Source organism: Enterococcus sp. DIV1537a, from assembly GCF_051712085.1.
Lineage (GTDB): Bacteria > Bacillota > Bacilli > Lactobacillales > Enterococcaceae > Enterococcus > Enterococcus faecalis.
In genome coordinates this window covers 2,321,555-2,334,542 of sequence record NZ_JBIOOE010000001.1, presented here as the reverse complement: position 1 = coordinate 2,334,542, position 12,988 = coordinate 2,321,555, and the positions used below count along the sequence as shown (strand labels likewise).

The window sequence follows — 12,988 nt, the reverse complement described above, 5'->3', positions numbered from 1 at the left end:
CGACACGCAATTTGCGTGTTATCTGTACGATTTGTTTACATGTTGCATTGTAAACACTTTTTAGGCAATCGTCAAGCAGAAAATAATTAACGTTGCATGAAGAAACTAATAATTGCAAAAATAGCAATGTGAGCTGGATAGAAAATATAAAAGAAATTCCGCATGCCACGGCCTTTTTCACCATTATAAAGAACAATTGGAATCGCTGCTAAAATCATCATCCATTGGTGGTTCACCCCGAATAGTTCTTGGAAATTATAGCTGGCTGCTGAAATCAACGCAACAACGCCAATTGCTGAAATTTGTAACCACTTTTTGCCATGGAATAAATAAAAAGCCACGGCCAAGAGAACAAATAAAAACCCACCTTCTGTCATCATTAGTGATGGCACAATCAGATTGAAAATTTGGAAACCAATTAAGATAGCAGGGTTGCTTAATATGTCTGGAGAACTAAAAACAACGAGAGGTAGAGCACTGATTAATAAAGGCACAATAAACCAAAGAAGCCCTTTACCAATTTGTTTTTGTTTAAAATAGTCCATAGACTGCATGTAGACCGTACCTAAAAATAACGTCCCAAAAATATTATTGATAATTAAGCCACCTGTTGAAAAATACGCATTTAAAATGCCGTTCAGAATCCCCATAATCCAGAAGCCTAACAACAACCGGAACATGTATTTTCGCCGATTGCTTGTGTGAATGAAGCCTTCAGAACTTTCAAATAAGAAAATAGGTGCAGCAATTCTTCCAATCCATCCGAACCAACCAGGCACGCCTAAAAAACTAAAAAACTGCAATAGGTGGTCAAAGACCATTGAAATAACCCCAATGACTTTCAAATGAAAGCCAGTTAATGTTTTACCCATAGTATAAACGCCTCTCTTTCATAAAGAACAATATAACAAAGTCCAGAAAAATCAACCATTTATTTGCCTAACAGTTATCTTACAAAATTGTTTGATTTCTTCAGCTTTTGATGAAAGAAAAAAGTGCCAAGACTAGTTTTTATAGTTATTCTATGCTATAGTAAAAGTACATTTTAATAAAAAACATTTGGGGTGCTGTTATGGCTGAGATGATACCCATTGAACCTGATGCAGTTAGTACTGTCGCAGGGAAATGCCGATTTACTTTGATTTTTCACGCACTCATTCTGTCCTAGGATGAGTGTGTTTTCTTTTATCAGGGTTTATTTAAGTCACTCCTTTTGCTTTTTGTTAAGAGAAAGGAGTTTTTTTATTGAAAAAATGGTCATTGCAACAAGTCGTCTTACTCGCTTTTTTAGCCTTTTTGTTTGGCGGTGTTTTTATGGGGGCAGGGTTCCTCTATGCGTTATTGAGTGCTGCGCTGTTACCATTAGGACTGAGTCCATTTGCCAATGAGCTTTTATTTGGAATGTGGACCATGGTGGCACCAATTGCAGCGATGCTGATTCCACGAGCGGGAAGTGCTGTTTTGGCGGAAGTTTTAGCCGCTTTGGCAGAAATGCTTTATGGTTCGTATTTCGGACCTAGTGTATTAATTTCTGGTGTGATTCAAGGCCTAGGTAGTGAAAGTGGCTTTTTTGCGACACGCTACAAACGGTACGATACACTCACGTTATTTTATAGTGCGATTGGGACGACTATTTTTAGTTATGTGTATGAATACTTTAAGTTTGGTTATGGCAATTACGGACTGGGGATGAACATTGCTTTAATTAGCGTTCGGTTCGTTTCTATTTGTTTCTTTGGTATTTTCTTAACGAAAGTTATTTTACGAATGTATCAGTCTGCGCAAGGGTTAGCTGTGAAGGCAAAATGAATAGTATCCAATTAAAAGCTGTGTCCTTTTCACGAGAACAACCCTTGTTTGAAAAGACAAATTTAGCAATTTCTCAAGGAACGTTTTCCTTATTAATTGGCGATAGTGGTAGTGGAAAATCAACGCTCTTACGCTTGATTGCCGGATTTGCTCCGCTTGATTACCAAGGAGAAATTTTGATTGAAGGAATGGAACGCCGACAATTATCAACTCGTGAAAAGGCGCAAAAAATTGGCATGCTGTTTCAAAACCCCAGTCAACAATTTACAATGAAAACCTTGGAACGAGAACTGATTTTTGCTTTAGAAAATTTAGGAATCTCGCCTGAAGAAATGAACCGAAAAATCCAAACAGCGCTTCAACTTGTTCAGACTCAAACCTTATTCACACGAGAATTAGCGACGTTATCTGGTGGTGAAAAACAAAAAGCGGCGTTGACAGTTCTGCTAGCAATGAACCCAGATATTTTTTTATTAGATGAACCTTTTGCAAGCATTGATCCAACCTCTCGAAAACAATTTATTCAAATTTTAGCAAGACTCCATCAAGCAGGCAAAACGATTTTGGTGTGCGACCACGATTTCAGCGATTACGCTGATGTTGTGGACCAAGTCGTCACGTTGAAAAATGGCCAGTTTGAAAAGCAACCGTTGACGTTTATCAAAACAAAACCGCAGACATTTCAGCTTACAACTTCTGTGGTAAAACAACCAATGCTCCAATTGAAAAATTTTCGTTTGTCTCAGGGAAAACGAGTGCTACTTGAAGAAAAAGAAGCGCTTTTGTTTAAAGGAATTACCACGTTGACGGGGCCAAATGGGGCGGGGAAATCCACCTTATTAAAAGCCATCGTTCAGAGACAAAAATATCAAGGAAAAATGTTCTTGGCGGGCCGCCGCTTGCGGGCTTCAAAAAAATTGTATCAACACATGACATTAGCGGTGCAACAAGCCAATCGTCAGTTTGTCACGTTGATTTTACGAGAAGAGCTTTTGTTTGGTCAGAACATGACAGCAGAAAAAAGAAGAAAACAAGAGGAAGCCTTAACTTTTTTAGGTTTAAAAGAAAAACTAGAGCACAGTGTTTTTCAACTAAGTGAAGGGCAAAAAAAGATGGTGCAATTAATTAGTTTGCTGAGCTTAGATTTGGACTGTTTACTTTTAGATGAACCTTTTGCTGGATTAGATGAGCGAGCATGCAATTATTTTGTTGAATGGATCAAAGAAAAAAGTGCGCAACAAGATTTTCTAATCGTCACGCATCGGCTAGAACCTCTCTCTGGCGTGAGCAATTACCGAATAGAATTGCTGCAGCAACAACTGATTATCTGGCAGGAGGGAACCACATGCAAATAAAGCAAACAAATGCAGCAATTTATGCTTCTTTGATTCTTATTTTGACCTTTGAATTATCTTTTTCTCAGTCAATTTTGGCAAATTTGGCGGTTTTTATGGGTTGTATCATTTTTTTAATAGGCCAGCGAAAATCCCGCTTACTGCTTTGGTTATTTTTCTTGCCACTTTTACCAGCAATCGGGACGTTTTGGTCTATTTATTTGCATGGTACGAGTAGTCAACAAGCCTGGCTTTTGTTTAGTCGAACGTATGCCTTTGCCGGTTTAGGACTAGCTTTTGCTGTAGGCGTTGATTTTGAAGAATTATTGTTGTTATTGGAACAAAAGGGGCTAGCACCAAACTTTGTTTATGGAATTTTAGTGGTGGTTCACGCCTTACCGGAAGTGAAAAGAGAAATTAATGATTTAAAAGAAGCAAGCCTACTCCGTGGCAAAACGTTTCATTTTTGGTCGCCGATGCTTTATGTTAAAACACTGCTCGTTGCTGTTTCTTGGCGAGATAAATATACGGAAGCAATGTCTGTGCCCTTGGCTATGAAGAAGGAGCCACTAGAAGTCGAAAAGAGCATTTTGTGTCAGCAAAAGTCAGTCTTGGGCTTGCTATTTTGATCATCATTTTTACCAATTTGTTTATTTTTCTAACGTAAAGGAGAAACCTATGACATTTACAGAACAAGCCAAAGAACAAGCGCAAGCTTCTTGGCAAGGGAGTTTTCAGCATCCTTTTATCACAGAGTTACATGAAGGAACCTTGAGTCCAATGATTTTTCGCTACTATTTAATTCAAGATCATTACTATTTAAAACACTTTAGTCAATTTTATCGCTTGATTGCGGCACAAACGCAACAACCTCGATTGAAAAAATTACTCTTAACAAATGCGGAAAATCTCGCGTTGGGTGAATTAACTATTCGTGAAACTTTTTTTGAAGAACTAGCGATTACAGAAGAAGAAGTTGCAGCGACACCGATTGCACCAACCGCTTATCACTATGTTTCTCATATGTATCGCCAACTTATTGAAGGAACGCCTAAGACGGCCGCAGCAAGTATGTTGCCTTGTTCTTGGCTCTATCAAGAAATTGGTGCACAGTTAGTCAAACAACACTCACCAGAGCCACTGTACCAACGTTGGATTGAAACCTATGCTGGGGAGGAAGCGTACCAACACGTCCAAGAGGAACGCCAACTGTTAGACCAATTATATGAAGAAAGTTCATCACAAGAACAAGCAGCTATGATTACCGCTTTTGTTATCAGCAGTGAGATGGAATACGCTTTTTGGGAAATGGCCTATACACACGAAACCTGGATTGGTTAATACAAAAACAAGTCGTTTAGTGCTCGTAACTAACGACTTGTTTTTGTATTAGAAAGCAGTAATTGTCAGTTGCTTTTTTGACAGGGCGTGATAAGATATTCAGTGACGCAAAATCTGTTGTAACTCGCTCAGTAATAACAGAAACGCCTTGCTAAGAAAGGACTGTAGAAGCCTCATGAATTATCCAGAACCGATTGCAAAATTGATTGAAAGTTATATGAAATTACCAGGAATTGGTCAAAAAACAGCGACACGGCTTGCTTTTTATACAATTGATATGAAAGAAGAAGATGCTAATGCTTTTGCAAAAGCGCTAATTAGTGTCAAGAGAGATCTCCATTTCTGTAGTATTTGCGGAAATATTACTGAAGAAGATCCTTGTGAAATTTGCCAAGATAAAAATCGTGACCGTAGTATTATTTTAGTAGTGGAAGAACCAAAAGACGTTATGGCAATGGAAAAAATGCGTGAATATCAAGGTTTGTATCACGTACTCCACGGGGTGCTTTCACCGATGGAAGGAACAGGACCAGAAGATATTAATATTGCCTCTTTGATCAAACGATTGCACGATGATGAAGTGAAAGAGGTCATTATAGCAACCAACGCTACCACTGAAGGAGAAGCGACGGCGATGTATTTATCACGGCTCATTAAACCAGCCGGAATCACCGTTACTCGTTTGGCACACGGCTTGTCTGTCGGCAGCGATATTGAATATGCAGACGAAATAACCTTGCTAAAAGCAGTCGAAGGACGTCGAGAAATTTAAAAGAAACATCGTTGGAAAAAGAAGTTGAAATCGAAGTAGGTCGTTTCTGTGAGAAAATGTCGCAGTTCAAGCTTTTCCGTACTTCTTTTTCAGTTTTTTTTTTCAGCGGATGCATCACTTTAAATAGGACATAAGGATTTCAATTAGACTGATAGAGCAAGATGAAGTATAATAGATACAAGTAAAAATTGATTGGAGTTTTCGCACGTGCAGGGTATTTTTATCACATTTGAAGGTCCAGATGGCGCTGGCAAAACCAGTGTTTTGAAGGAAGTTTCTGAAAGATTAGCTAAAGAGTCAAAACGAAAAATTGTCACTACAAGAGAACCAGGCGGCATACCGATTGCCGAAAAGATTCGAACAGTTATTTTAGATCCAAGAAATGACAGAATGGATGAGCGAACAGAAGCTTTACTTTACGCAGCTGCTCGTCGTCAACATTTAGTGGAAAAAATCTTGCCAGCTTTGGAAGCAGGTCATTTAGTCCTATGTGATCGTTTTGTTGACAGCTCATTAGCCTACCAAGGCGCTGGGCGTAGAATTGGGATTGCACCAATTGCTTCAATTAATGCGTTTGCGACAGAAGGTGTCTCACCAGATTTTACAATTTATTTAGACGTTGACTCAGATACTGGCTTACGGCGGATTCAAGAAAATCGAACACAGCAAATTGATCGCTTAGATTCAGAAGGATTAGAATTTCATCAACGTGTTCGTCATGAATATTTGAAATTAGCAGAAGAAAATCCACAACGTATCAAAAAGATTGATGCACGGATGAGTTTAGAACTTGTCGTAGAAGCAACGTATCAGGCGATTATTGAACGTTATCCAGAAAACTTTTAATTATAGGAAGGTGTAGACCATGAAGATTATTTTAGCCATTGTACAAGACAAAGATAGTAACCGATTAGCCAACGAATTTATTGATGCCAATATTCGTGCTACAAAATTATCCTCAACAGGTGGGTTCTTAAAAGCGGGAAACAGCACATTTATTATTGGGATTGATGATGAACGTGTCGACGAAACATTAGCTTTAATTAAAGAAACATGTCAATCAAGAAAACAATATGTTTCAACACCTGTGACTTTAGATATCACAATGGATGGCCAAATTCCTTATCCTGTGGAAGTTGAAGTAGGCGGCGCTACTTGCTTCGTCTTACCAGTTGAAGGATTCCATCAATATTAAGATGAATGAAGCACAACAGCTACAGCAAATGCAACCTTTGCTGTACAAGCAACTCCAAAAAAGTTTTGAGCATGGTCGTCTTGCCCATGCTTATCTTTTTGAAGGAGATACAGGAACTGGAAAACAAGAATTTGGCTTATGGATGGCGAAACATGTCTTTTGTACGAATTTAGTAAATCAACAGCCTTGTAACGAATGCCATAATTGTGTGCGGATTAATGAAAATGAACATCCAGATGTTTTAAGAATTGCGCCAGATGGGCAAACCATCAAAGTGAACCAAATCCGTGAATTAAAAGCGGAGTTTTCTAAAAGTGGGGTCGAGACTGCTAAAAAAGTTTTCTTAATTCAAGAAGCAGATAAAATGAGTACTGGCGCAGCCAATAGTCTCTTAAAATTTTTAGAAGAACCAGAAGGACAAATTTTAGCTATTTTAGAAACCACTTCGCTTTCTCGAATTTTACCAACGATTCAATCACGATGCCAAACCTTACATTTTCAACCATTAGTCAAAAAAACATTAATTGATCGCTTAATCAAACAGGGGATTGGTGAAAAGACTGCAACCCTTTTAGCTGAGCTGACAAATAGTTTTGAGAAAGCAGTTGAAATCTCTCAAGATGAATGGTTTAATGAAGCTAGGGAAATCATTTTGCAATGGTTTAATTATCTAAAAAGTAATGATTTACAGGCATTTATCTACGTTCAGAAGAAAATGGTCAAAGTATTTAAGGAAAAAGAACAACAAGCGCTTAGCTTTGACTTGCTCATGGTTTATTACCGTCAATTATTGGAAGAAAGTGTTGCGACACAGCAAGCCAAAAAAGTAACGGAAGAGCAGGCGGAACGGTTGGCGCTAATTTTGAAAGCACGCCAAAAATGGACTGCCAATGTTAGTTGGCAAAATGTTTGTGAACAATTAGTTATCCAAATGATTCACCCTAAATCATAAAGGAAAAAAGTGCCAAGTGGCATTCAGTTTCATAATATAGTAGGAACTTAGTTGTTTCAGCAAGTTCCTTAACCGATTGAAGCGACGTTCACTTGAACTAGATTAGGAGGAATAAAATGGTAGAAGTAGTAGGAGTTCGCTTCCGTGAAGCCGGTCATATCTATTATTTTGCTCCTGGAAAATCTGAGTATATTTATAATGAGAAAGTACTCGTTGAATCTCAACAGTCAAAACAATTAGCTACTGTTGCTATTCCTAAAAAAACAGTCGATTCAGACGATTTACCAGAGGACCTAAAACCCATTTTAAATAAAGCAACAGCCAATGATTTAGAAAAAGAACAAAAAAATTTGGCTGATGCAGAAGCTGCCAAAAGCATTGCCAATGAAAAAATTCGAGCTCATGACTTAAAAATGAAATTAGTGCGAGTAGAATATACCTTCGATCGTAGCAAAATGATTTTTTACTTTACGGCAGATGGGCGAATTGATTTTCGTGAATTAGTCAAAGACTTAGCGGCTATTTTCCGGACGCGAATTGAGTTACGTCAAATTGGTGTCCGAGATGAAGCGAAAATATTAGGTGGCATTGGCCCTTGTGGCAGACAACTATGTTGCTCAACATTTCTAGGAGATTTTATGCCAGTTTCAATCAAAATGGCTAAAGATCAAGGGCTATCTTTAAATCCTGTTAAAATTTCGGGATTATGTGGCCGCTTAATGTGTTGTTTGAAATACGAAAACGACGAATATGAAGCCGCTAAAAAAGAATTACCAGATTATGGAAAAGAAGTAATAACACCAGATGGCAAAGGTAAAGTCGTCGGGTTGAATCTATTAAGTCGGATTGTCAAAGTTCGTCTGCATGGTCGTGAAATCGCAGCGGATTATGATTACGAAGAAATCAAAGAAGCTACTGCGAAAGTTGCTGCTGAAAAAGGTGATCAAAATGGATAAACGTTCGCTCTATGATGGATTAAATTCGTTGGAAACTGATTTAGACAGTTCCGTGACACAATTAAGAGAAATTAAAGCAGCACTCCATGAGTTGGTAGAAAAAAATACCACGTTGGAAATCGAAAACCAACGCTTACGGGAGCATCTCCAAGAACTGAATAAGTTAGCAGGAAATACAACTGAAACTGAAAAACAAGAGCTATCAAAATCACGTATGAATTTGGAAAAACTTTATGAAGAGGGCTTCCATGTCTGCAATATTTTATATGGTTCAAGACGTGAAAATGATGAAGAATGTGCCTTTTGTCTTGATGTTATTTATGGGGAACGTACGCGTTAAGTCTAGTGGACACTGCAAATAAAAAGGAAAGGTTTGGTTTGACAGTCAATCGATTGTCAAATCAAACCTTTATCTATTTATAGAACGAAAAAGGAAAATGAGGGATGCGCTATGCAAAAACAGAAAAGTTTTGATAAGCAAACAACAAAAGGAAAATTGTATCTTGTCCCAACACCGATCGGCAATTTAGAAGATATGAGTATTCGTTGTTTAAACATATTGAAAGAAGCAACGGTGATTGCTAGTGAGGACACAAGAAACACACAAAAATTGCTAAATCATTTTGAGATTACAACGCCACAAATTAGTTTACACGAACATAATTACAAAGAGCGAATTCCTCAACTGATTACACGATTGCTGAATGGTGAAACGATTGCCCAAGTTAGCGATGCAGGTATGCCTTCAATTAGTGATCCTGGTCATGAATTGGTTACAGCATGTCTTGAAGAAGAACTGGCAGTGATTGCCTTGCCAGGACCTACGGCAGGAATGACCGCCTTGATTGCCTCGGGCCTTTTACCACAGCCATTTACGTTTTATGGTTTTTTACCAAGAAAGAAAAAGGAACAGAAAGACGTGTTATCAGCATTAAAAGAAGAACGGCCGACACAGATTTTTTATGAGTCCCCCTATCGGATTGCTAAAACGGTCGCAACGTTTGCTGAAGTCTATGGTCAAGAACGTCCCGCTGTGATTTGTCGAGAATTAACGAAACTTCATGAAGAGTATTTGCGTGGTACCTTAGGAGAACTAACAGAATATTTAGCAGAAAATACGCTAAAAGGCGAGTGTTGTTTATTAGTTAGCGGATTTACTGGTGAGAAAGAGACAATAGCAGCAATGCCAGCTATTTCCCTCAAAGAACATGTACAAGTTTTAATGGAGGAAGAGGGACGGAGTTCAAAAGAGGCAATCAAAGAAGTGGCCAAATTGAGAAATGTAAAAAAACAAGAAGTATATAAAGAATATCATTCCATTTAAAAAAGGAGAGAAACATGAGTAATTTATTGCGAGCAGAAGGCGTGTCTTATCAAGTAAATGGTCGTAGCATTCTTTCTGATATTGATTTGTCATTTGAAACAGGCAGCAATACAACAATTGTTGGTCCTTCAGGTAGCGGGAAAAGTACATTTTTAAAAATTTTATCTTCATTATTAAGTCCTACAGAAGGCGAAATTTTTTATCAAGAAGCGCCAATTACTACAATGCCAATCGAAACATACCGCCAAAAGGTTTCTTATTGTTTTCAGCAGCCAACTTTATTTGGTGAAACCGTGTATGATAATTTATTATTTCCATTTACCGTCAGACAAGAAGCGTTTAATCAGGAAAAAGTCGTGGCATTGCTCCAACAAGTGAAATTGCCCGCTGCTTATCTTGAAAAGAAAATAGCCGAACTCTCTGGTGGTGAGCGACAACGGGTTGCTTTGCTACGAAACATTATTTTTGTACCAGATGTTTTATTATTAGACGAAGTTACAACGGGATTAGATGAAGAAAGCAAACAAATTGTCAATCAATTGTTAAACCAATTAAACAAAGAGCAAGGAGTCACGCTGGTTCGTATCACGCATGATACCGAAGAAATTCAGCAAGCACAGCAAGTGATTCGTATTGTAGCAGGAAAGGTGGCGCCGACAGATGGATTTAGCAGTTAATAATTTATCCTTATTTTTTTCAGCCATGCTAGTAGTGGTCGCATTAATTATTAGTACTAAAGAAAAATTAGGTTTTACCAAAGATATTATTATTAGTGTGATTCGAGCAGTCATTCAATTAGTCGCAGTCGGCTATTTATTAAAATATGTTTTTCAAGTCAATAACCTGATTTTAACGCTCATCATGGTTTTGGTGATTGTTTCCAACGCAGCCTTTAATGCAAAAAAACGCAGCCAGCAATTACAAAAGGGCTTTTTGATTTCTTTCATTGCAATTGGTTGTAGTACAGGAATTACCATTGGTATTTTGATTTTTTCTGGTTCTATCAAATTTATTCCTTCTCAAATCATTCCTATCAGTGGGATGATTGCCAGCAATTCGATGGTGGCAATTGGTTTATGCTATCGCAATTTAGATACTCTTTTTCAAAACCAACGGCAAGCGGTAATGGAGAAACTAGCATTAGGTGCAACTATCAAACTCGCCTCTTTACCAATCATCCAACAAAGTGTGAAAACCGGGATGGCGCCGACGATTGATTCTGCCAAAACTGTCGGAATTGTTAGTTTGCCTGGGATGATGTCAGGCTTAATTTTTGCGGGCGTTGATCCTGTCCATGCGATAAAATATCAGATTATGGTGACTTTTATGTTGCTATCAGCAACAAGTATTGGTTCAGTGATTGCAACTTATCTTGCCTATAAAGGCTACTATAATCAACAAAAACAATTGGTTGTTTAATTAAAAAGCTGGAAATCTGTGTTTATAACTTCACGGATTTTCAGCTTTTTCTGGTTGAAATAAAGAAGTTTCAATTTGAAAAAGAACGGACGTTCGTATATAATGGAGGGAGGAGGCGAATCAAAATGATGAGCGAATTACGTTTTCCCTTAAAAAAAGATACGTCGAGAAAAATTATACATATAGATATGGATGCGTTTTTTGCTTCAGTTGAAGAACGAGATCATCCAGAGCTAGTAGGACATCCGTTAGTTATTGCGCGCCATCCAGGTGATACTGGGGGCAAAGGAGTGGTGACCACAGCGAATTATATTGCTCGACAGTACGGTATTCACTCGGCTATGAGTGCTCAAAAGGCGTATGAACTATGTCCAAGTGCCATTTTTAAGCCAGGTAATTATCAGAAATATAGTGAAATTTCTCAAGAAATCCGTGAAATTTTTCGCCGCTATACAGATGTGATTGAACCAGTATCTATTGACGAAGCGTATTTAGATGTAACTGAAAATAAGGTCAACAGTAAGTCGGCTATTAAAATTGCGAAAATGATCCAGTATGATATTTGGCATGAATTGCAGTTAACTTGCTCGGCAGGTGTTAGTTACAATAAGTTTTTAGCCAAGTTAGCATCAGATTTCCAGAAACCAAAGGGCCTGACGGTTGTCTTACCAGAAGAGGCCGAAGATTTTTTGAAAGCATTACCGATTGAAGATTTCCACGGAATCGGGAAAAAAACAGTGCCTAAAATGCATGAACTAGGGATTTTTACTGGAGCAGATTTATACAAGCAAGATGAGATGACGTTGATTCGGTTATTCGGTAAAATGGGTTATTCATTGTATCGTAAAGTCCGTGGTATCCATGATGCGCCAGTTCAAGTGACTAGAGATCGTAAGTCGGTAGGCAAGGAACATACTTACGGCACCCCTTTAACGACGGAAGAGCAGGTTACGGCTCAATTGAGACAATTAGCAGCAGGGGTTGAGCGTGCATTGCAACGAGTGCAAAAACATGGCAAAACAGTAGTCCTAAAAGTTCGTTATACTGATTATACGACGATTACGAAACGTGTGACATTACCTGAATATATTTCTAAAAAAGAAGAACTTTTCTATCAAGCGAATTTAATTTGGGAAGATATTTTAGGTTTAGAACAAGGAATCCGTTTATTAGGCATTACTTTAACGAATTTAGATCCACTAGCGTATGAAAACATTGTTTTACCTTTATGGGAAAAAAGTTAGCCCTTTAGACACATCCTCAAGAGATGGCTAAAGGGCTAACTTTTTTAAATTGTTTTTTTGATTTGTTCATAAGACGTTTCGGCGTCATGACATTTTTCCCAAATAACAGCTTTGCCAGCAGCAAGTGATTTGGGTACATCAATAATCCGTTGATTACTACTGCCACGAAATTGTAAATTTAAATTACGTTTTGCCAGTTCAAAACGCCCATCGACTAAAATGTCAATTGAATGGAGTAGTTCAAGCTTATCAGGCGTTTCTAAAAGTAGTTCTTCAAAGGTATACCCAGACCAAGACCAGATATCTTTGGCTGAGCCAAATGTTTCCCGCACACGTTTGACTACACTAAGACAAACATCTGTATTCAGAAAAGGTTCACCACCCAAAAGAGTCAAACCTTGGACATAGTCATGGGACAAATCTTCAATAATTTGATTCATTAAAGATTCTGTAAACGGCGTACCGTAATTGAAATTTTGGACAGCTTTGTTAAAACAACCTTCACAAGCAAAGAGACAGCCGCTCACATATAAACTATTGCGTACACCTTCGCCATCAACAAAGTTGAACGCTTTGTAATCGGCAATCTTTTTTTGGCTGTAGTCTTCGGTTTTCCATTCTTGTGGTTTCGGATTACGCATC

General features: G+C 38.1%; 15 protein-coding genes, 1 pseudogene and 1 riboswitch. Of the genes and pseudogenes, 14 read left to right on the top strand and 2 right to left on the bottom strand.

Annotated features, from left to right (window positions below):
• Positions 1–86: 86 nt before the first annotated feature.
• Complete coding sequence (locus IGJ41_RS11465; RefSeq protein WP_002356353.1) at positions 87–872, bottom strand: TraX family protein; 786 nt, start codon at positions 870–872, stop codon at positions 87–89.
• Between the two features lie 178 nt (positions 873–1,050).
• A riboswitch (TPP riboswitch) is annotated at positions 1,051–1,141 on the top strand.
• A 104-nt stretch (positions 1,142–1,245) separates the two neighbouring features.
• Between IGJ41_RS11465 and IGJ41_RS11460 the strand changes: the two genes are divergently transcribed.
• The 14 genes and pseudogenes from IGJ41_RS11460 to dinB all read left to right on the top strand — a co-directional run bounded on the left by IGJ41_RS11460 (position 1,246) and on the right by dinB (position 12,346).
• Positions 1,246–1,809: an ECF transporter S component gene (locus tag IGJ41_RS11460; protein WP_153854190.1), complete on the top strand. Its 564-nt coding sequence runs from the start codon at positions 1,246–1,248 to the stop codon at positions 1,807–1,809.
• A complete protein-coding gene (locus IGJ41_RS11455; RefSeq protein WP_438714467.1) occupies positions 1,806–3,164 on the top strand; it encodes an ABC transporter ATP-binding protein in 1,359 nt (452 codons plus the stop codon). Before IGJ41_RS11460 ends, IGJ41_RS11455 begins: the two co-directional genes overlap by 4 nt.
• Positions 3,155–3,810: pseudogene (locus IGJ41_RS11450) on the top strand (CbiQ family ECF transporter T component). Before IGJ41_RS11455 ends, IGJ41_RS11450 begins: the two are co-directional and overlap by 10 nt.
• A gap of 11 nt (positions 3,811–3,821) precedes the next feature.
• A complete protein-coding gene (tenA, locus tag IGJ41_RS11445) occupies positions 3,822–4,484 on the top strand; it encodes a thiaminase II (RefSeq protein ID WP_438714464.1) in 663 nt (220 codons plus the stop codon).
• A 175-nt stretch (positions 4,485–4,659) separates the two neighbouring features.
• Complete coding sequence (gene recR, locus IGJ41_RS11440) at positions 4,660–5,256, top strand: recombination mediator RecR (RefSeq protein WP_002356363.1); 597 nt, start codon at positions 4,660–4,662, stop codon at positions 5,254–5,256.
• Between the two features lie 207 nt (positions 5,257–5,463).
• Positions 5,464–6,102, top strand: coding sequence for a dTMP kinase (gene tmk, locus IGJ41_RS11435; protein ID WP_002356366.1), 639 nt, complete (start codon positions 5,464–5,466; stop codon positions 6,100–6,102).
• Between the two features lie 19 nt (positions 6,103–6,121).
• Complete coding sequence (locus IGJ41_RS11430; protein ID WP_002356367.1) at positions 6,122–6,451, top strand: cyclic-di-AMP receptor; 330 nt, start codon at positions 6,122–6,124, stop codon at positions 6,449–6,451.
• Between the two features lies 1 nt (position 6,452).
• Entirely contained in the window at positions 6,453–7,403 is a 951-nt protein-coding gene (gene holB / locus IGJ41_RS11425) for a DNA polymerase III subunit delta' (protein WP_002384059.1), read from the top strand.
• 116 nt (positions 7,404–7,519) lie between these two features.
• The gene (locus IGJ41_RS11420) at positions 7,520–8,359 is read left to right on the top strand and encodes a PSP1 domain-containing protein (RefSeq protein ID WP_002356371.1); all 840 of its coding nucleotides are present in this window, start codon (positions 7,520–7,522) and stop codon (positions 8,357–8,359) included.
• Entirely contained in the window at positions 8,352–8,699 is a 348-nt protein-coding gene (locus IGJ41_RS11415; RefSeq protein ID WP_002356372.1) for a DNA replication initiation control protein YabA, read from the top strand. The genes IGJ41_RS11420 and IGJ41_RS11415 overlap by 8 nt, the downstream gene beginning before the upstream one ends.
• Positions 8,700–8,810: 111 nt before the next feature.
• Entirely contained in the window at positions 8,811–9,683 is an 873-nt protein-coding gene (rsmI, locus tag IGJ41_RS11410) for a 16S rRNA (cytidine(1402)-2'-O)-methyltransferase (protein ID WP_002359438.1), read from the top strand.
• 14 nt (positions 9,684–9,697) lie between these two features.
• Entirely contained in the window at positions 9,698–10,360 is a 663-nt protein-coding gene (locus tag IGJ41_RS11405) for an ABC transporter ATP-binding protein (protein ID WP_002359439.1), read from the top strand.
• Positions 10,344–11,102 (top strand): ABC transporter permease, encoded by a 759-nt coding sequence (locus IGJ41_RS11400; protein WP_002356377.1) that lies wholly within the window; start codon positions 10,344–10,346, stop codon positions 11,100–11,102. The genes IGJ41_RS11405 and IGJ41_RS11400 overlap by 17 nt, the downstream gene beginning before the upstream one ends.
• A 128-nt stretch (positions 11,103–11,230) precedes the next feature.
• Complete coding sequence (gene dinB, locus IGJ41_RS11395; RefSeq protein ID WP_438714638.1) at positions 11,231–12,346, top strand: DNA polymerase IV; 1,116 nt, start codon at positions 11,231–11,233, stop codon at positions 12,344–12,346.
• Positions 12,347–12,390: 44 nt separating this feature from the next.
• On the opposite strand, the gene nrdG is transcribed toward dinB, so the two are convergent.
• Positions 12,391–12,987: an anaerobic ribonucleoside-triphosphate reductase activating protein gene (gene nrdG, locus IGJ41_RS11390; RefSeq protein WP_153854407.1), complete on the bottom strand. Its 597-nt coding sequence runs from the start codon at positions 12,985–12,987 to the stop codon at positions 12,391–12,393.
• Position 12,988 lies beyond the last annotated feature (1 nt).